The 17,510-nt window shown below is 71.3% G+C and carries 18 protein-coding genes and 1 pseudogene; 1 reads left to right on the top strand and 18 read right to left on the bottom strand.

Annotated elements, in window-relative coordinates; all coding sequences use genetic code 11:
- Positions 1-38: 38 nt before the first annotated feature.
- The 6 genes from rlmN to rpsB form a co-directional block, all read right to left on the bottom strand.
- Complete coding sequence (gene rlmN / locus ACIO6U_RS27000) at positions 39-1,145, bottom strand: 23S rRNA (adenine(2503)-C(2))-methyltransferase RlmN (protein WP_355346501.1); 1,107 nt, start codon at positions 1,143-1,145, stop codon at positions 39-41.
- An 87-nt stretch (positions 1,146-1,232) separates the two neighbouring features.
- Positions 1,233-2,258, bottom strand: coding sequence for a phosphatidate cytidylyltransferase (locus ACIO6U_RS26995; protein WP_391161444.1), 1,026 nt, complete (start codon positions 2,256-2,258; stop codon positions 1,233-1,235).
- 246 nt (positions 2,259-2,504) lie between these two features.
- Entirely contained in the window at positions 2,505-3,062 is a 558-nt protein-coding gene (gene frr, locus ACIO6U_RS26990; protein WP_188281238.1) for a ribosome recycling factor, read from the bottom strand.
- A gap of 145 nt (positions 3,063-3,207) precedes the next feature.
- Entirely contained in the window at positions 3,208-3,966 is a 759-nt protein-coding gene (gene pyrH / locus ACIO6U_RS26985) for a UMP kinase (protein WP_355346495.1), read from the bottom strand.
- A gap of 166 nt (positions 3,967-4,132) precedes the next feature.
- Positions 4,133-4,969, bottom strand: a complete 837-nt coding sequence (gene tsf, locus ACIO6U_RS26980) for a translation elongation factor Ts (protein ID WP_391050340.1) — start codon at positions 4,967-4,969, stop codon at positions 4,133-4,135.
- Positions 4,970-5,142: 173 nt separating this feature from the next.
- The gene (gene rpsB, locus ACIO6U_RS26975) at positions 5,143-6,081 is read right to left on the bottom strand and encodes a 30S ribosomal protein S2 (protein ID WP_401722995.1); all 939 of its coding nucleotides are present in this window, start codon (positions 6,079-6,081) and stop codon (positions 5,143-5,145) included.
- A 265-nt stretch (positions 6,082-6,346) separates the two neighbouring features.
- Between rpsB and ACIO6U_RS26970 the strand changes: the two genes are divergently transcribed.
- Positions 6,347-7,072: a peptidoglycan DD-metalloendopeptidase family protein gene (locus tag ACIO6U_RS26970; RefSeq protein WP_401722992.1), complete on the top strand. Its 726-nt coding sequence runs from the start codon at positions 6,347-6,349 to the stop codon at positions 7,070-7,072.
- Here ACIO6U_RS26970 and ACIO6U_RS26965 read toward each other — a convergent pair.
- From ACIO6U_RS26965 to rplS, 12 genes and pseudogenes are all read right to left on the bottom strand, one after another.
- Positions 7,035-7,622: a TetR/AcrR family transcriptional regulator gene (locus ACIO6U_RS26965; RefSeq protein ID WP_401722989.1), complete on the bottom strand. Its 588-nt coding sequence runs from the start codon at positions 7,620-7,622 to the stop codon at positions 7,035-7,037. The two genes, ACIO6U_RS26970 and ACIO6U_RS26965, sit on opposite strands and share 38 nt — an antisense overlap.
- Positions 7,623-7,652: 30 nt before the next feature.
- Positions 7,653-8,489, bottom strand: a complete 837-nt coding sequence (gene whiG, locus ACIO6U_RS26960; RefSeq protein ID WP_355346480.1) for an RNA polymerase sigma factor WhiG — start codon at positions 8,487-8,489, stop codon at positions 7,653-7,655.
- Between the two features lie 281 nt (positions 8,490-8,770).
- The gene (gene dprA / locus ACIO6U_RS26955) at positions 8,771-10,132 is read right to left on the bottom strand and encodes a DNA-processing protein DprA (protein ID WP_401722986.1); all 1,362 of its coding nucleotides are present in this window, start codon (positions 10,130-10,132) and stop codon (positions 8,771-8,773) included.
- Positions 10,132-11,763 carry a YifB family Mg chelatase-like AAA ATPase gene (locus ACIO6U_RS26950; RefSeq protein ID WP_401722983.1) on the bottom strand — a complete coding sequence of 544 codons (1,632 nt, stop codon included), beginning with the start codon at positions 11,761-11,763 and terminating at the stop codon, positions 10,132-10,134. Before ACIO6U_RS26950 ends, dprA begins: the two co-directional genes overlap by 1 nt.
- Positions 11,763-12,249 (bottom strand): annotated as a pseudogene (locus tag ACIO6U_RS26945) (YraN family protein). Before ACIO6U_RS26945 ends, ACIO6U_RS26950 begins: the two are co-directional and overlap by 1 nt.
- A 123-nt stretch (positions 12,250-12,372) precedes the next feature.
- A complete protein-coding gene (locus ACIO6U_RS26940; protein ID WP_188281213.1) occupies positions 12,373-12,699 on the bottom strand; it encodes a DUF2469 domain-containing protein in 327 nt (108 codons plus the stop codon).
- A 40-nt stretch (positions 12,700-12,739) separates the two neighbouring features.
- On the bottom strand, positions 12,740-13,219 hold the full coding sequence (locus tag ACIO6U_RS26935; RefSeq protein WP_401723112.1) for an NUDIX hydrolase: 480 nt from the start codon (positions 13,217-13,219) through the stop codon (positions 12,740-12,742).
- 5 nt (positions 13,220-13,224) lie between these two features.
- Entirely contained in the window at positions 13,225-13,989 is a 765-nt protein-coding gene (lepB, locus tag ACIO6U_RS26930; RefSeq protein ID WP_401722980.1) for a signal peptidase I, read from the bottom strand.
- Positions 13,990-14,086: 97 nt separating this feature from the next.
- Positions 14,087-15,013: a signal peptidase I gene (lepB, locus tag ACIO6U_RS26925; RefSeq protein ID WP_401306124.1), complete on the bottom strand. Its 927-nt coding sequence runs from the start codon at positions 15,011-15,013 to the stop codon at positions 14,087-14,089.
- Complete coding sequence (gene lepB, locus ACIO6U_RS26920) at positions 14,958-16,244, bottom strand: signal peptidase I (protein ID WP_401722976.1); 1,287 nt, start codon at positions 16,242-16,244, stop codon at positions 14,958-14,960. Before lepB (ACIO6U_RS26920) ends, lepB (ACIO6U_RS26925) begins: the two co-directional genes overlap by 56 nt.
- Positions 16,237-16,998 carry a signal peptidase I gene (gene lepB, locus ACIO6U_RS26915; RefSeq protein ID WP_401722974.1) on the bottom strand — a complete coding sequence of 254 codons (762 nt, stop codon included), beginning with the start codon at positions 16,996-16,998 and terminating at the stop codon, positions 16,237-16,239. The genes lepB (ACIO6U_RS26920) and lepB (ACIO6U_RS26915) overlap by 8 nt, the downstream gene beginning before the upstream one ends.
- Before the next feature lie 32 nt (positions 16,999-17,030).
- Positions 17,031-17,381 carry a 50S ribosomal protein L19 gene (gene rplS / locus ACIO6U_RS26910; RefSeq protein ID WP_093716565.1) on the bottom strand — a complete coding sequence of 117 codons (351 nt, stop codon included), beginning with the start codon at positions 17,379-17,381 and terminating at the stop codon, positions 17,031-17,033.
- Positions 17,382-17,510 lie beyond the last annotated feature (129 nt).

Genomic DNA, 17,510 nt, shown 5'->3' with positions numbered 1-17,510 from the left:
GGGCTGGTCAGCGCCTGGCCCCTATCGCGCCCGGCGCCTCAGCGCTCCGAGGCCGCGAGCTGGCCGCACGCGCCGTCGATCTCCTGGCCGCGAGTGTCCCGTACGGTCACGGGCACGCCGTGGGACTCGAGCGCGGCGACGAACGCCCGCTCGTCCTCCGGCCGGGAGGCCGTCCACTTGGAGCCGGGCGTGGGGTTGAGGGGGATCAGATTGACGTGCACCCGGTGGTTCTTCAGCATCCGGCCGAGCCGGTCCGCGCGCCACGCCTGGTCGTTGATGTCCCGGATCAGCGCGTACTCGATGGAGATCCGGCGGCCGGAGACCTCGGCGTAGTGCCAGGCCGCGTCCAGCACCTCGCGGACCTTCCAGCGGGTGTTGACCGGCACCAGGGTGTCGCGCAGCTCGTCGTCGGGCGCGTGCAGCGAGACCGCGAGGCGGCACTTCAGCCCCTCGTCGGCGAACCGGTAGATCGCCGGGACCAGGCCGACCGTGGAGACGGTGATGCCGCGCTGCGACAGGCCGAGGCCGTCCGGCTCGGGGTCGGTGAGGCGGCGGATCGCGCCGATCACGCGCTTGTAGTTGGCCAGCGGCTCGCCCATCCCCATGAAGACGATGTTCGACAGCCGCGCGGGCCCCCCGGGCACCTCGCCGTCGCGCAGGCTCTTCATGCCCGCGACGATCTGGTGCACGATCTCGGCGGTGGACAGATTCCGGTCGAGACCGGCCTGCCCGGTCGCGCAGAACGGGCAGTTCATGCCGCAGCCCGCCTGCGAGGAGATGCACATCGTGACCCGGTCTGGGTACCGCATCAGCACCGACTCGACGAGCGTCCCGTCGAACAGCTTCCACAGCGTCTTACGGGTGTCCCCGTCGTCGCACGACGCGTGCCGCACCACCGTCATCAGCTCCGGCAGCAGGTCCTCCGCCAGCTTCCCCCGCGCCGCGGCCGGAATGTCCGTCCACGCCGCCGGATCGTCGGCGTACCGCGCGAAGTAGTGCTGCGACAGTTGCTTCGCCCGGAACGGCTTCTCCCCGAGCGCGGCCACCGCCTCCCGCCGCTCGACGGGAGTGAGGTCGGCAAGGTGCCGCGGCGGCTTCTTGGCCCCACGCGGCGCGGCAAAAGTGAGTTCTCCGGGTACAGGCATGATCTGACAAGTGTCGCAGATCGAAATGGGTCGGCCGGTCGCCCGCTGGTCCGGGGGCTGTCGCTCGGGCGGCGGGCCGTCGGGGGGTCAGCCGGTGCCGACGAAGACGGCCAGGAGGAGCCAGACGACGGGGGCGGTGGGGAGCAGGGAGTCGAGGCGGTCCATGATGCCGCCGTGGCCCGGCAGGAGGGTGCCCATGTCCTTGATGCCGAGGTCGCGCTTGATCATGGATTCGCCGAGGTCGCCGAGGGTGGCGCTGACGGCGGCGGCGAGGCCGAGGAGGAGGCCCTGCCACCAGCGGCCGTCGTCGATGACGTACTGCATGAGCAGGGCGCCCGCGACCATGGCGAAGGAGATCGCGCCGAGCAGGCCCTCGCGGGTCTTGCCGGGGCTGATGCGGGGCGCGAGCCTGTGCTTGCCGAAGCGCCAGCCGACGGCGTAGGCGCCGGTATCGCTGATCACGGTGAGCAGCAGGAAGACCAGGACGCGGCGCGGGCCGTCGTCGGCGGCGAGCATCATGACCACGAAGGTGGCCAGGAAGGGCACGTAGAAGGCGGCGAAGACGCCGGCGGTGACGTCGCGCAGGTAGTTCTCGGGCGGCTCCGTCATGCGCCACACGAGGATGGCGAGCGCGGTGAGGGCCATCGCCACCCAGGCGCCGTCCGCGCCGCGCAGATACCCGGCGATGATCATCGCCGTACCGCCGGCCGCGATCGGGATCAGCGGGGCGCGGATGCCCTTGCGCTCCGCCAGCCGCGAGGTCAGCTCCCAGACGCCGACGGCGGCGGCGACGACCACGACGCCGACGAACACCGCCTTCACGATGAAGAGCGAGGCGACGATGACCGCGCCGAGGCCGAGGCCGACCCCTATCGCCGCGCGCAGATTCCGCCCTGCGGACTTCTTCGCGGGGGGCTGCGGCGGCGGTGTCGGCTCCGGGGCGGTTGGCATAGGAGGAGTCTTCCTGCCGCGCCCGGAATCGGGTGCGGAACCCGCCGGATAGATGATCGTGTCATCCGCAATCGAGCCGTCGGCCGCGCCGTTGGTGACCGTGTCCTCGGGCGCTCCCCAGTGACCGGCGCGTGGCGAAGCGCCCCAGGAAGAGTCGTTCACTGAGCTTCGCCTCGCGTCGTCGTGTGTCGGCCGGGAAGGGCTGAGGGCGGGATCGTGCATACGGTCGTACTGCCGGTGTCCGGACGGGCGTCAGGAACGGTGCCCGGACGGGCGTGTCCGGACGGGCGTGTCCGGACGGGCGTGTCCGGACGGGCGTGTCCGGACGGGCGTGTCCGGACGGGCGTGTCCGGACGGACTGAGATGTCCGGGGCGTGTTTCCGGGGCGGGCCCGGGGGCCCGGCCCGGTCAGACCTCCAGCAGCTCGGCTTCCTTGTGCTTGAGCAGCTCGTCGACCTGGGCGACGTACTTCGACGTCGTGTCGTCCAGCTCCTTCTCCGCGCGGCGCACCTCGTCCTCGCCCGACTCGCCGTCCTTGACGAGCTTGTCGAGGGTCTCCTTGGCCTTGCGGCGGACGCTGCGGATCGAGATCTTGGCGTCCTCGCCCTTGGTCTTGGCGACCTTGATGTACTCCCGGCGCCGCTCCTCGGTGAGCTGCGGGAACGCCACCCGGATGATCCGGCCGTCGTTGCTCGGGTTGACGCCGAGGTCGGAGTTGCGGATCGCCTCCTCGATGTTGCGCAGACTGCTGCTGTCGAAGGGGGTGATCACCGCCATCCGCGGCTCGGGCACCGCGAACGAGGCGAGCTGGTTGATCGGGGTGGGCGCGCCGTAGTACTCGGCCACGATCTTGTTGAACATCGCGGGGTGCGCCCGGCCGGTACGGATCGCCGCGAAGTCCTCCTTGGCGACGACGACGGCCTTCTCCATCTTCTCCTCGGCCTCGAGGAGGGTCTCTTCAATCACCATGTGCTCCTGGTATTCAGAAGGCGGAGCCTGACGGTCGGGCCCCTGCGCGCGTCTTTCCTGCACGGTGTCCGACCGGCAGCCTGTTGTCCATCCCCGGACCGGGCGAACCGGGACGTGTCACCACCCGGCGCTCGGGCGGTCATTAAGCCCTGGAGCCCCGGTCGTTGACCAGCGTGCCGATCTTCTCACCCTTCACGGCCCGCGCGATGTTCCCTTCGGCGAGCAGCTCGAAGACGAGGATCGGCAGCTTGTTGTCCTGGCAGAGGGTGATCGCGGTGAGGTCGGCGACCCGCAGGTCGCGGGTGATGACCTCGCCGTACTCCAGGGCGTCGAACTTCACCGCGTCCGGGTTCAGCTTGGGGTCGGAGTCGTAGACCCCGTCGACCCCGTTCTTGCCCATCAGCATGGCCGCCGCGTCGATCTCCAGGGCCCGCTGGGCGGCGGTGGTGTCGGTGGAGAAGTACGGCATGCCCATACCGGCGCCGAAGATGACGACGCGGCCCTTCTCCAGGTGCCGTACGGCCCGCAGCGGGATGTACGGCTCGGCGACCTGGCCCATGGTGATCGCGGTCTGCACGCGGGTCTCGACGCCCTCCTTCTCCAGGAAGTCCTGGAGGGCCAGGCAGTTCATGACCGTGCCGAGCATGCCCATGTAGTCCGAGCGGGCCCGGTCCATGCCGCGCTGCTGGAGTTCGGCGCCGCGGAAGAAGTTGCCGCCGCCGACGACGAGGGCGATCTCGTAGCCGTCCGCGACGACCGCGGCGATCTCGCGGGCGATGGCGTGCACGACGTCGGGATCGACTCCGAGACCGCCTCCCCCGGCGAACGCCTCGCCGGACAGCTTCAGCAGATAGCGGCGGTGGGCGGTGGTGTGGTGGGCCGTATCGGCGCCTTTGTCCATGGAGATCTCCTCGTGCACGTACGAAGGAGGCCATTGCCGCGGGTCCTCGTGGGTTCCCTGTACGGCAATGGCCTCCTCGTCACATCTGCGGCCGGTCGGCGGGCGGCCGACCGCGTACGACCCTAGCCGGGCCGTCGGTCATTCGCTGCTTTCGTGTCCAGCGCGATCAGACGCCGACGCGGAAACGCGCGAAACGCTTCAGCGTGACGCCGGCCTCGTCCAGCACCTTCTGGACGGTCTTCTTGGAGTCCTTCGCGAAGGCCTGCTCCAGGACGACGTTCTCCTTGAAGAAGCCGTTCACCCGGCCCTCGACGATGCGCGCCAGGGCGGCCTCGGGCTTGCCCTCCTCGCGGGCGGTGGCCTCGGCGACGCGACGCTCGTTCTCGACCGTCTCGGCCGGGATCTCGTCGCGGGACAGGGCGGTCGGCGCGAAGGCGGCGATGTGCTGGGCGACGTCCTTGGCGACCTGCGCGTCGGCCTTGTCCAGCTCGACCAGGACGCCGACCTGCGGGGGCAGGTCGGGGCTGGTGCGGTGCAGGTAGGAGGTCACGTAGGTGCCGGAGAACTGGGCGAAGCGGTCGAGCACGATCTTCTCGCCGAGGGTGGCGTTCGCCTCGTCCACGTACGCCTGGACGGTCTGGCCGTCCTTGATCTCGGAGCCGAGCAGCGCCGTGATGTCGGCCGGCTTGCTGGCGGCGACGTGGGCGGCGATGGCGTCGGCCACGGCGACGAACTTGTCGCCCTTGGCGACGAAGTCCGTCTCGCACTTCAGCTCGACGAGGACGCCCTCGGAGTTGTCGGCGGCGATCAGGGAGACGACCGCACCGTTGGAGGCCGAGCGGCCCTCGCGCTTGGTGACGCCCTTCTGGCCCTTGACCCGAAGGATCTCGACGGCCTTGTCCAGGTCGCCTTCGGCCTCCACAAGGGCGTTCTTGCAGTCCATCATGCCCGCGGCGGTCAGCTCGCGGAGCTTCTTGACGTCAGCGGCGGTGAAGTTCGCCATGGGTTTAAGTCTCTTCCCGAATGGTCGGTGGATCTACGGGTGGACGGCGGGGGCATGGGCCCCCGCCGTCGTCACGCGTGGTTCACGTCGTACGCGTCGTACGCGATACGCGTCCTGCTGCTGTGCGGTTGACCGGTGGTGCCGGTGTGCCGTCGGTACGGGTCGGAACAGGCTCAGGCCTGCTCGGACTCGCCCTCCGTGGCGGCCGGGGCGGCGTCGGCCGGAGCCTCGGCGGTCTCGGCGTCGGCCGGGGCGGCGTCGGCCGGAGCCTCGGCCTCGGCGGCGGGCGCCTCGGCAGCGGCGGCGGTCGCGTCGGCGGCGGGCGCCTCGTCGGCCTTCTTCTCGCCCTCGAGCAGGTCACGCTCCCACTCGGCGAGCGGCTCGGCGACGCCTTCGGCCTTCTTGTCACCGGTGGCGGCACCGGAGCGGGCGATGAGGCCCTCGGCGACGGCGTCGGCGATCACACGGGTGAGCAGCGTGACGGAACGGATCGCGTCGTCGTTGCCCGGGATCTTGTAGTCGACCTCGTCGGGGTCGCAGTTGGTGTCGAGGATCGCGACGACCGGGATGCGGAGCTTGCGCGCCTCACCGACGGCGATGTGCTCCTTCTTGGTGTCGACGATCCAGACGGCGCTCGGCACCTTCTGCATCTCGCGGATGCCGCCGAGGGTCTTCTCCAGCTTGTCCTTCTCGCGGGAGAGGACCAGCAGCTCCTTCTTCGTGAGGCCGGACGCGGCCACGTCGTCGAAGTCGATCTCCTCGAGCTCCTTCAGGCGCTGGAGGCGCTTGTAGACGGTCGAGAAGTTGGTGAGCATGCCGCCCAGCCAGCGCTGGTTGACGTAGGGCATGCCGACGCGGAAGGCCTGCTCCGCGATGGCTTCCTGCGCCTGCTTCTTGGTGCCGACGAACATGATGGAGCCGCCGTGCGCGACGGTCTCCTTGACGAACTCGTAGGCGCGGTCGATGTACGACAGCGACTGGAGCAGGTCGATGATGTAGATGCCATTGCGCTCGGTGAAGATGAAGCGCTTCATCTTCGGGTTCCAGCGACGGGTCTGGTGCCCGAAGTGGACGCCGCTCTCCAGCAGCTCCCGCATCGTGACGACGGCCATGGCCGTACTCCTTGAGGTACTCGGTTATCGCGACCGCCGGACGGCGGTCGCGCCTGACGTCCCGACGCGCCGTGCCACGAGGGACCGAGGGGCGCGGCCACCGTCCCGATGAGGGGAGTGGGTGGCGGGGCGTGCGAAGTCGACCCGGTGACCCGGATCGCCAGAGAAAGTGTACGGGACCGGTGGAGTGCCGGGCGACACCCGAGTTATCCACAGGCCAGGACCATGATCATCTTTCGCCGCCCGGATCCGGGATGCTCGTGCCATGGCACTTCACATGTGGTTGACGGTGGTGATGACAGCTCTGCTGACGGCCCTCCCCGGCGGCACGGGGACGGCTGGCGGCGCGGGAACGGCGAGCGGCGCCGATACGGCGGGCGGCACGGGGACGGCCGGCGGCACGGGGACGGCGGGCGGCACGGGGACGGCGGGCGGCGCGGGGTGCGCGGGCGCCAGCTCGGACGCGCGCTGCTGGCCCGTGGCAGGGCCGGGAGTACGGGGGCGGCCGGCGGTGCTGCGCGCCTTCGAGCCGCCCGCGACGCCCTATGCCGCGGGACACCGCGGGGTCGACTTACGCGCGGGGCCGGGGAGCGTGGTGCGGGCGGCGGCTCCCGGCGAGGTGACCTTCGCGGGGAAGGTGGCGGGCACCGATGTCGTCGTGCTGCGGCTCGACCGGCCGGACGCGAGCCTGCGCGTCACCTATGAGCCGGTACGGGGGACGGTCGCGGTCGGCACCCGGCTCGCCGCGGGCGGGCCGCTGGGAGTGGTGACCGACTCCGCCGTCCACCACTCACCCGGTTGCCTCCACTGGGGCCTCCTGCGGGGTGACGTCTACCTCGACCCGTTGACCCTGCTGCCGCCGTGGCTGCTGCGCGCGGGGCCCTCCCGGCTGCTGCCGGTGTTCGGCGCGGCGGCGGACGGGACGGAACGGAAGGCGGAGGCGGCAGCCCGGGTCAGGGGTGGCCGGTCACCCCGTGCAGCGCCATCGTGACGGCCGACTCGGTGATGTGGACGGGGTCTTCTGCGGCGCCGAGTTCGATCCGGCGGACCGCGGCGTCGACCACGCCTTGCAGGAGCATGGCGGTCAGGCGGGGCTCGGCGTGACCGAGGGCCGCGAGGGCGGCGCCGACCATCGTGACCAGGCCGCCGTGGGCGGCACGGATCTTCTCGCGGGCGCCCGCGTCCAGTTCACCGGCGGAGATCGCGACGACGGCGCGGTGGCGGCGGTCGCCGACCAGCGCGAGCTGACTGCGTACGTAGGCCTCGATCTGACCCTCGGCGGTGTCGGCGGCCTGCATGGCGGCCTCGACCTCGGCGGCCCAGACGGGGAAGTCCACGGCGCACAGCTCTTCGACCACCGCGGCGCGGGAGCGGAAGTACTCGTAGACCGAGGAGCGCGCCAGTCCGGTGCGCTCGGCCAGGGCGGGGAAGGTCAGCGCCTCCGTGCCGCCCTCGGACAGCAGCGAACGCGCGGCGTCCAGCAGGGCCTGGCGCTGCATCGTCCGGTGTTCGGCCACCGAGGCCGCTCGAATCCTGGGCATCCCACCACTGTAGACACTGCGCCGCGCCTGTCAGCGCCCGACGTCGGCCAGCTTTGCCCGTAGTTGGAGGACGGACTTGGTGTGGATCTGGCTGACCCTGCTTTCGGTGACGCCGAGTACCTGGCCGATCTCGGCGAGTGTCAGGCCCTCGTAGTAGTAGAGGGTGACGACGGTCTTCTCGCGTTCGGGAAGGGTGTTGACCGCGCGGGCGAGCAGTCGGCGCAGCTCACGGTCCTCGGCGACCTCGACGGGGTTGTCGGCGCCGGTGTCCTCCAGGGTGTCGACGAGGCTGAGCCGGTCGCCGCCCTCCCCGCCCGCGTGCAGGAGGTCCTCCAGCGCGACGACGTTGGCCAGGGACAGCGCGCTGAACACCGCGTGCAGGTCTTCGATCCCGACGCCCATCTCCGCCGCCACCTCGGGCTCGCTCGGAGTGCGGCGCAGCTTGGCCTCAAGGGTGGCGTAGGCGCGTTCGACGGCGCGCGCCTTCTGCCGGACGGAGCGCGGGATCCAGTCGAGCGCGCGCAGTTCGTCGATCATGGCGCCGCGGATACGGGTGATCGCGTAGGTCTCGAATTTGATCGCGCGTTCCGGGTCGAACTTCTCGATCGCGTCGATGAGTCCGAACACCCCGGAGGAGACGAAGTCGGCCTGCTCGACGTTGGCCGGGAGTCCGACGCTGACCCGGCCCGCCACATACTTCACCAGCGGCGAGTAGTGCAGGATCAACTGCTCCCGCAGCCGGGCGTCCCCCGTGGACTTATAGGTCCGCCACAGTTCGTCGAGCGACGTGGGGGCGGCTGGCCGAGGGGAGGTGCGGGGGGCGGTCGCCGCCGTCGCCCGCTCGGACCCGGGGGTGTACTGGGGCATGTGCCGTTTTGAGCCGTTCTGCCGAGACGTGGGCGGGAAATCGAGCCTCCGCGAGCGTAGCGTGACCATAGTGTCGCTTATTGCTACATCATCCGTATGGGACATGCGCAGATACGTTCCTCTACCGGTGCGCGCTCACCGGACCGGCTATACCGCCCGGTACGGGGCCCGCGCGGGAGCCCCTCGGGTCATCATGGTGGGCCGCCGGGCCGCCCGCGGCCGGTCCTACGATCGTCCCAGGTCACGGCGGTTTCCTGTCACCTGATGGTGTGTCGATGGCGTCAACCCTCCCGACGCGGCGCGCCGTCGTGCGCGGTACGGACCAACTTCCACCGCCCGTCGTCGCGTTCGACGAAGCCGAGGGCCTGCAATTCGTAGAGCCGTCTCAGCGTGTCGTCGCTGGTGGACCCCACGGCGAGGGCGATCTCCTCTTCGCAGGCGTCCCCTTGACCGGGGAGCGCTTCCAGTACGCGGGCCGCCGCCGGGTCGAGCAGATCGCGCGGCAGTACGGGTCCGCGGCGGGCGGGTGCGAGGTCGGCGCCGATCTCCCCCACCATCTCGATGACTTCGGCCGCGTCGGTCACCACCACGGCGTCTCCGCGCAGCAGTTCGTGCACCCCTTCCGACAGACCGCTCGTGCAGGGCCCCGGCACCCCCATCGTCACCCGCCCCAACTGGGCGGCCCGCCGCGCGGTGACCAGGGAACCGCTGCGGTAGCGCGCCTCGACCACCACCGTGCCGCGGGTCAGGGCGGCGATCACCCGGTTCCGCAGCACGAATCTGCTGCGGGTGGGGTGGTCGCCCGGCGGCAGTTCACCGACGAGCAGGCCGCGTTCGGCGATCTCGCCGATCAACTGGGTGTTGCCCGGCGGGTACGGCACATCGACGCCGCTGGCCACCACGCCGATGGTGGCGCCGCCCGCCCGCAGCGCGCCCCGGTGCACCACACCGTCCACCCCGTAGGCGGCTCCCGAGACCACCACCCAGCCCGCCCGCGCCAGTCCCCCGCCGAGCCGCGCCGCCATGTGGGCGCCGTAGTCGGTGCAGGCCCGTGCGCCGACCACGGCCACCGAGCGCAGTGCCCACAGCCGTAGCGACGGCTGCCCGCGTACCCACAGGCCGTACGGGCGCTGCGGCCCGAGGTCGTCCAACTGCCCCGGCCAGTCGGCGTCCTCGGGGCACACGAACCGTCCTCCGGCCCGGCGTGCGGCCTCCAGATCCCGCTCGGGGTCGGCCCGAACCGACCGCGTCCGGTATCCGTCGGTCCGGCGCGGACCGGCTCCGGGCAGCGCCTCCCCCTCCCGTAGCGCGCGCAGCACCTCTTCGGCTCCCCTCTCCCGCAGCGCCCGCCCCACCACCTCGTCCCCGGGATCGGCGATCCGCGTGATCGCCACCCGCGCCAACCGCTCCGCCTCCGGCACGGCAGCCGCCAAGGCAGGTACCGCCAAAGCGGGCACCGTCGGCGGGGGCACCGCCAGCGTCGGTGGCCCGGCCCCACCGGTTACGAGGCCGACCTGAGAGCCATCGGCGGCCTGCGAACCCCGGACCCTCCCTGCGCCAACCTCGGCGGCTGAACCAGTGGCCGTCTCCTCCCCCGGCGGCCCGGCCCCATCGGGGCCCGGCGACCCCCTCCGCCGCCGCATCACACACCTCCCGCTACGGGCACGCCGCGGCTGACACCGGTCCTGAGGTGGAGCGCCTGGAAGACGTCGTCGACATCGGGGCGGTCGTGGCCCGCGAGGTCGGCGAGGGACCAGGCAACGCGCAGGACGCGGTCGAGGCCACGGGCGGTGAGCAGGCCGCGTTCCATGTCGCGCTCGGCGGGGTGCAGGGCGCCGGGGGCGACGTGCCAGCGGGTGCGCATCTCGTGGCCGGGGATCTCGCTGTTCAGCTTCCAGGGGGTGTCCCGGTAGCGGGTCGCGGCACGCTCGCGGGCGGCGACGACCCGGGCGGCGACGGTGGCGGTGGATTCGCCGGGGCCCTGGCCGAGGAGGTCGGATCTGCTGACGGATTCCACTTCGACGCGCAGGTCGACGCGGTCCAGCAGCGGCCCAGAAAGCCTGCCCTGGTAGCGGCGGACGGCGGTGGGCGAGCAGTCGCAGCCCTCGCCCAGCATCGAGTAGCGCCCGCAGGGGCAGGGGTTGGCGGCGAGCACCAGCATGAAGCGGGCAGGGAGCCGCATCACGCCCGCCGCGCGGGCGACCACGACATGGCCCGATTCGAGCGGTTGCCGCAGCGCCTCCAGCGCCCGCACGCTGAATTCCGGAGCCTCGTCAAGGAACAGCACCCCGCGATGGGCGAGCGAGACCGCGCCCGGTCGGGGCAGTCCGCTGCCGCCGCCGACCAGCGAGGGCATGGTGGCCGAGTGGTGCGGCGCGCAGTACGGCGGGGCGTCGACCATGGGCCGTCCTGGCGGGAGGATGCCCGCCACCGAGTGGACGGCGGTGACCTCCAGGGACTCCTGGCGGGTGAGCGGCGGCAGGATGCCGGGCAGCCGCTCGGCGAGCATCGTCTTGCCCGCGCCCGGCGGGCCCTTCAGATACAGATGGTGTCCGCCTGCGGCAGCGACCTCCAGCGCGGTGCGGGCGGTCCGCTGTCCGGCGACGTCGGCCAGGTCGGGGCCGTGGCCGGTGAGCGAGGCGTCGCCGAGGCTGCCGGCCAGTCCGGTCCCGACGCCGCCGCCCGGCACGGTCAGCCCGGCCAGTATCGGGTCGGGGCGGCCGTCCGCCCGCGCCGGGTCCTGGTCCTCCTCGGGGGCCAGCTCGTCGTTGAGGAGGGCGACGAGCTGCCGCAGGGTGCGGATGCCGAGGACGGAGACGCCGGGGACCAGGGATGCCTCGGCCGTGGTGCGCTCCGGCACCACGACGTGCCGGTATCCGGCGTCGGCCGCCGCCAGGACGGCGGGCAGCACCCCCCGGACCGGGCGGACCCGTCCGTCGAGTCCCAGCTCACCGATCATCATGAGATCGGCGATGGATCCGGGGGCGATGCGGTCGTTGGCGGCGAGGATCGCACACGCCACGGCGAGATCGAACCCCGAACCGCCCTTGGGCACCGAGGCCGGGCTGAGGCCGACGGTGAGCTTCTTCTGCGGCCAGACCTCGCCGCTGTGCACGATCGCGGCGCGCACCCGGTCGCGGCTCTCGGTGAGGCTCTTGTCGGGCAGTCCGACCAGGGCGAAGGCCGCCACGCCGGGTTCGAGGTCGGCCTGGACCTCGACCACGACGCCTTCGACGCCGATCAGCGCGACCGAGCACGTACGGGCGAAGCCCATCACGCCACCCCCCGCACATGCTCGACGCGGGCCGCGCCGCGGGCGGGCAGCAGGACGCCGACCAGGTCGATTCTCACGCCGCCCGGTGGCGCGCCGCCGTGTTCCGCCGCCCAGCGGTCGGCGAGCGACCGCAGCCGGTGGATCTGCCGCGGCCCGAGCGCCGCCATGGGGTGCTGGAAGCCGCCGTCACGGCGGGTCTTCACCTCGCACACCACCAGGGCGTCCCCCTCGGACGCCAGAATGTCGATCTCCCCGTCGCGCCCGCACCGCCAATTCCGGTCGAGCACGGTCAGTCCCGCGTCCTCCAGCCTGCGGGCCGCCAGCCCCTCGCCGTACCGCCCCAGCGCACCTCGTGCGTTCATGCGTACCACCTCCGTCACTCACTGTGACAGAGTTCGACCGCCGAAGATGATCTTGGTCCCAGCCTGTGGATAACTCCCCGCGACCCGCGCCGCGACCCCGCACCGCAACCCGCGCCGCGCCCATGCACCGGGGCCCGCGCCGCGACCCCGCACCGCGCCCCGCGCCTGGGCCCGCGCCAGCACCCGGCCCGCGCCCCACCAAGAGCGCACCGGCACCCCCGAAGGCCCCCTCAAAAGGGCCTCAGCTTCAACTATTGAAGCCCGACTCGTCCGACGGCAGATCCAGATCCGCCTTGTTCAGCTCCTCGATGTTCACGTCCTTGAACGTGAGGACACGGACCTGCTTGACGAAGCGGGCGGGCCTGTACATGTCCCAGACCCAGGCATCGGCCATCGAGACCTCGAAGAAGACCTCACCCTGGACCGAGTGCACCTGCATCTCGTAGTCGTTGGTGAGGTAGAAGCGTCGCTCGGTCTCGATCACGTACTTGAACAGGCCAACGACATCGCGGTACTCCCGGTAGAGCTTCAGCTCCATCTCGGTCTCGTACTTTTCGAGGTCCTCGGCGCTCATGGCATGTTCCCCTTCAGCCGTACGTGCCCCCCATTGTGCGTCAGTCGCGCTCCGTCCCCAGGGGGATCGGGGATTGCGGGGGGCCTTCGCCGAGCAGCGTACGCAGCAGCTCAGCGAGTCTGATGGGGTACACCGTCTCACGAGTGCGCAAAAGTTCCTCGCAGGTCCACCAGCGCAACGACGAGACACTTCTGCGTTCCAGGTCCGTCTGGCCGCTGGTGTCGATGTCGACGGTGTCGGTACGGCCCAGGTGGTACCACTCGTCCTGCTCCCAGCGCCGCCCGTCGAAGCTGAAGGAGCTGGTCCGCTCCCACAGCACCGGGCCGAGCCGTACATCGGTGATGCCGGTCTCCTCGGCGAGCTCGCGCAGCGCCGTCTCCTCCAGGCTCTCACCGCCCTCGACCCCGCCGCCCGGCGTGAACCACGAGCCCACCGCCGGATCGGCCGGATCGACGCCGTTCAGCAGCAGGATCCGGTCCGCCGGGTCGAGCAGCACCACACGGGCGACGCGCCGACGCACCACGGTCACCTGCGCCGCCTCAGCAGCCCGGCCACCGGTCCGTACGCCGCGCCGCCGAGAATCAGCACGGCGCCCACGACCACCATGACGACGATCCAGCGCAGCGGCCCCTCGGCGGACGTACCTCCGCCCGGCACGGCCTTGAAGGCGGTCGTGGGCGACAGCGTCCCCATCCGCCCCATGGGCCACACCGTGCCGCCCACGCGGCCCTTCACGGCGCTCACGGGGACCGCGCCGTGCTGGGCGTCGCTGAGGCGGATACGGGAGTCCTGGGAGACCGCGCGGTTGTCACCGAGCAGGAAGAGCGAGCCGCGCGGCACCGTGGTGCTGAACTTCGTCACGGAGGCGGGAACGCCGGGAAGGCCGGAGCCACCGGGCGCGGCAGAGGCGTCGGAGCCGTCGAGATAGCCCTCTTCGTCGACCGCCGTGCCGTTCACCGTGAGGCGGCTCTGGGTGTCGCAGCACTTGACGACGTCGCCGCCGACGCCGACGACCCGCTTGACCTCGGGCAGGTCGCCCCAGAGCTTGTCCTGGAAGACCACCACGTCGCCGCGGCGCACATCGGAGCCGGAGACCTTCTGGGCCAGCACCCGGTCGCCCGGCTGCACGGTCGGCTGCATGGAATTGGTGGGCACTGTGTACGGCCGGTACTCGACCGCTCCCCAGGCGAAGCCGCCGAGGAACAGGGCACAGCCAAGAGCGATGGCCAGCCCGGACACCGTACGTCCGAACCGGCCCTCACCCTTGCGTATCGCACTGCTGCTGCTCATGGACCGGAACCCTACCCGGCGGTACGCCCCGGACCGTAGGCCCGGACGCCCGTCGGTGCTCGATCGGGCGCCCGCCGCCGCGGGCCGGGTACGTCCGTCAGTCCTCTTCCGTCTCCGCAGTGACCGGCGGCTGTGCGCGCAGCAGCTTGCGGCGGCGCATCAGCACCAGCGGCGCGGCACCGAGGAGGCCCACCGCGGCCGGGCCCGCGGTGCCCGCCGCGTTGATGCCCGGCTGGCTGAAGGTGCTGGGGATGGAGAGCCAGTCCCAGCGGTTGACCGGCCAGGCCACCGTCACGGCGCGGCCGACGACCTCGTTGTCGGACACGGTGCCGCCGCCGGGCAGTGTCATGTGGTACCGGGAGTCGAGGGAGTCCTGGCGGTGGTCGCCCATGACCCAGATCCGGCCCTTGGGCACGGTGACCTTGAACGGCCGGTCGGGGGTGCAGGGGGTGTTGCCCGCGAAGACGTACGGCTCGTCCAGCGCCTTGCCGTTGACCTTCACCGGTCCCGTGCCGTTGCACTCGACCGTGTCACCGCCGACGCCGATGACCCGCTTGATCAGGTCCTTCTCCTCGGCGGACGGCATCAGGCCGATGAAGCTGAGGCCCTTTTGCACGCCCCTGGTCACCGCGTTGCCGCTGGCGGGCGGATTCTCGCCGAGCCAGCCGCCCGGGTCGTGGAAGACGACGACCTCGCCGCGGCTCGGCTTGGAGCCGAACCAGGGGGTGAGCTTGTCGACCAGGACGCGGTCGCCGCGCTCCAGCGTGTGCTGCATGGAGTCGGACGGGATGGAGAACGCCTGCACCAGGAAGGTCTTGATCAGCAGCGCCAGGACCAGCGCGATGCCGATCAGGAGCGGCAGTTCCTTCCAGAACGACCGGTTCTTGCTCGCGGAGCCGCCCGAGGAGTGGGACGGCGGCTCGTCACCCGAGCCGGGGTCCCCGGGGCCGCCGGGGCCCTGGGGGCGGTCAGCGGGACCGCCCGCCGCGGGGTCCCGCGGGTCCGTGCCGTCCGCCGGCCCCACGGGGGCCTCCGGAGCCTGGCCGGGAACCTGACCCGCATCGGCGTGGCTGCCGGGGTACGACCCGCCGCCCGGGTACTGCCCGCCGCCGTACTCCGTACTGTCCGCGGGCTCGGGGACTCGGCCATCGGCCTCCGACTTGTCGACAGACGGCACCGTGACATCCCCTTTTTCGGGCTCGCCGGATCCAGACCGTGCGCCGACCACCAGGTCCCCCACATCCACTCCTCACTCCAGTCCGCCGCCTGCCCCGTTTCCGGCGCAGGCCCGCCACTCCCATAACGAGCGGGAGTTCCGCAGGAGTCGGTGTCTGGCTCGTTCCTTGGCCGTTGTTGGCCTGGGCCACCCTAGCCGTCCCGGCTGTGGCCGCGGTCGCCGCCACCTGCGCGTCGGGGACGGACGCGAACGTGCCGGGTTCCTTCAGTCGCTCCCAGTGACCGAACGGCCAGGCGATGACGAAGGCCCTTCCCACCACCAGATTCAGCGGAATCGTGCCGCCTCCGGGCTTGTCCGTGTGGTACCGCGAGTCGGCCGAATCCGACCGGTGGTCGCCCATCACCCAGAGCCTGCCCTGGGGTACGTGCACGGTGAATTTCATCATTGAGGGTGGATTACCGGCGTAAAGATACGGCTCACTGAGGGGCACGCCGTTGACGGTGATGCGCCCGTCGGCGTCGCAGCACTTCACGGTGTCGCCGCCGACGCCGATGACCCGCTTGATCAGGTCCTGCTCGTCGGCGGACGGCAGCAGGCCGATGTAGGTGAAGAACTGTTTCACCTGCTTGATCACCACGGGGTCGGGCTTCTTCTGCTCCTCGGGCGGCAGCCAGCCGCCGGGGTCCTTGAAGACCACGACGTCACCGCGGTGCGGCTCGGCGCCGAACCACGGGGTGAGCTTGTCGACCAGCACCCGGTCGCCGATCTTGATGGTCTGCTCCATCGACCCGGACGGGATGACGAACGCCTGGAGCAGGAACGTCTTGAGCACCAGCGCGATCAGCAGGGCCACCATGACCAGCAGCGGCACCTCCCTGGCAAGCGAGCGGCGGCGCTTGCGCTTGACCTTGCGGGCCAGTTTGCGGCGCTCGATACGGGTGCTGCCGCCGCCGTGCGGTCCGCCGTACGCGCCGTCGCCCGTGCCGCTTCCCGGGGCGCCGCCCGCGCCGGAGCCCGCCGCGCCCGTCACCGGGGCGGCGCGGTGGTGGCCGTAGCGGGGCCGCCCGCGGTTACCCATGGTGACCCGCGGCGGGTGCGGGGACGGCGGCGAAGGTCGCGGGGCGGTTGAGCCGGGTCCAGTGGCCGAACGGCCAGCCGATCCACTCGGCCCGGCCGATCACCTTGCCGAGCGGTACGGTGCCGCCGCCCGGTTCCCCGAGGTGGTCCCGTGAGTCGCGGGAGTCGTCGCGGTGGTCGCCCATCACCCACAGCCTTCCGTCCGGCACCACGATGTCGAAAGGTACCCGCGAGGGGGCGTCGCCGGGGAAGAGGTAGCCCTCGTCCAGCGGGCGGCCGTTGACCAGCAGCCTGCCCTGCTTGTCGCAGCAGGTGACGCGGTCGCCGCCGATGCCGATGACGCGCTTCACGTAGTCCGTCCCACCCTGCTGAGTGAACGATCCGTCGCCGTCGAAGACGATCACGTCCCCGCGCCGCGGATGGCCGCCGAAACGGTACGCCAGCTTGTTGACCAGCACCCGGTCGCCGACCCGCAGCGTGTTCTCCATGGAGCCGCTGGGCACTTGGAAGGGCTGCACGACATACGTGCTCACCAGCAGCAGCGCGACGACGCAGCCGACCGCGAGCAGCACCGTACGCCGCCACTCCGCCCACCAGCGCGGCACGGCCTCGCGCACGAGGACCCGCATCGGGGACCGGGATCCGGGACCCGCCGCATCGCCTCCTGACACGACGAAACGCGACCGCTCCTCCGTATCCGCCTCGTCGGCGGGAGAGGAACGGTCGCGTTCCGGAAGTGTCGCTTCGCTGTCCATCGAGGCCAGAGCTTATCCGGCCTTCCCATGGATCAGTTGTCGCGCTTCTCCTTGATCTTCGCGGCCTTGCCGCGCAGCTCACGGAGGTAGTACAGCTTCGCGCGACGGACGTCACCGCGGGTGACGACCTCGATCTTCTCGACGATCGGGGTGTGCACGGGGAACGTGCGCTCGACGCCGACGGAGAAGCTGACCTTGCGGACCGTGAAGGTCTCGCTGATGCCCGCGCCCTGGCGGCGGATGACAACACCCTTGAACTGCTGCACACGGGAGCGGTTGCCCTCGATGACGCGCACGTGGACGTTGACGGTGTCGCCGGGGCGGAAGGCCGGGACGTCGGTGCGCAGCGAGGCGCTGTTGACGCTGTCGATCAGGTTGGGCATGAGATTCTGCTTCCTCGCCGATGCCACAGGTCATCGACGGAATGTCGCGATGCGGATTTGCCAAAAAATGGGGTGCCGCCGCGTCGGACGGACGTCGTTCCCCCTGTGGCAGGGGCGCGCGCCGGACGG

The sequence above is a fragment of the Streptomyces sp. NPDC087422 genome (assembly GCF_044744145.1).
Taxonomy (GTDB): domain Bacteria; phylum Actinomycetota; class Actinomycetes; order Streptomycetales; family Streptomycetaceae; genus Actinacidiphila.
Note: the sequence above shows the minus strand (reverse complement) of the source record. Positions and strands in the feature narration are given on the sequence as shown.

Coding starts and splice junctions, on each gene's coding strand:
- ACIO6U_RS26970 (WP_401722992.1), top strand. CDS start 6,347: ATGGCACTTCACATGTGGTTGACGGTGGTGATGACAGCTCTGCTGACG.
- rlmN (WP_355346501.1), bottom strand. CDS start 1,145: ATGCCTGTACCCGGAGAACTCACTTTTGCCGCGCCGCGTGGGGCCAAG.
- ACIO6U_RS26965 (WP_401722989.1), bottom strand. CDS start 7,622: ATGCCCAGGATTCGAGCGGCCTCGGTGGCCGAACACCGGACGATGCAG.
- whiG (WP_355346480.1), bottom strand. CDS start 8,489: ATGCCCCAGTACACCCCCGGGTCCGAGCGGGCGACGGCGGCGACCGCC.
- lepB (WP_401722974.1), bottom strand. CDS start 16,998: ATGGACAGCGAAGCGACACTTCCGGAACGCGACCGTTCCTCTCCCGCC.
- ACIO6U_RS26950 (WP_401722983.1), bottom strand. CDS start 11,763: ATGGGCTTCGCCCGTACGTGCTCGGTCGCGCTGATCGGCGTCGAAGGC.
- lepB (WP_401722976.1), bottom strand. CDS start 16,244: ATGGGTAACCGCGGGCGGCCCCGCTACGGCCACCACCGCGCCGCCCCG.
- lepB (WP_401722980.1), bottom strand. CDS start 13,989: ATGAGCAGCAGCAGTGCGATACGCAAGGGTGAGGGCCGGTTCGGACGT.
- ACIO6U_RS26940 (WP_188281213.1), bottom strand. CDS start 12,699: ATGAGCGCCGAGGACCTCGAAAAGTACGAGACCGAGATGGAGCTGAAG.
- rpsB (WP_401722995.1), bottom strand. CDS start 6,081: ATGGCCGTCGTCACGATGCGGGAGCTGCTGGAGAGCGGCGTCCACTTC.
- tsf (WP_391050340.1), bottom strand. CDS start 4,969: ATGGCGAACTTCACCGCCGCTGACGTCAAGAAGCTCCGCGAGCTGACC.
- rplS (WP_093716565.1), bottom strand. CDS start 17,381: ATGCCCAACCTGATCGACAGCGTCAACAGCGCCTCGCTGCGCACCGAC.
- pyrH (WP_355346495.1), bottom strand. CDS start 3,966: ATGGACAAAGGCGCCGATACGGCCCACCACACCACCGCCCACCGCCGC.
- dprA (WP_401722986.1), bottom strand. CDS start 10,132: ATGCGGCGGCGGAGGGGGTCGCCGGGCCCCGATGGGGCCGGGCCGCCG.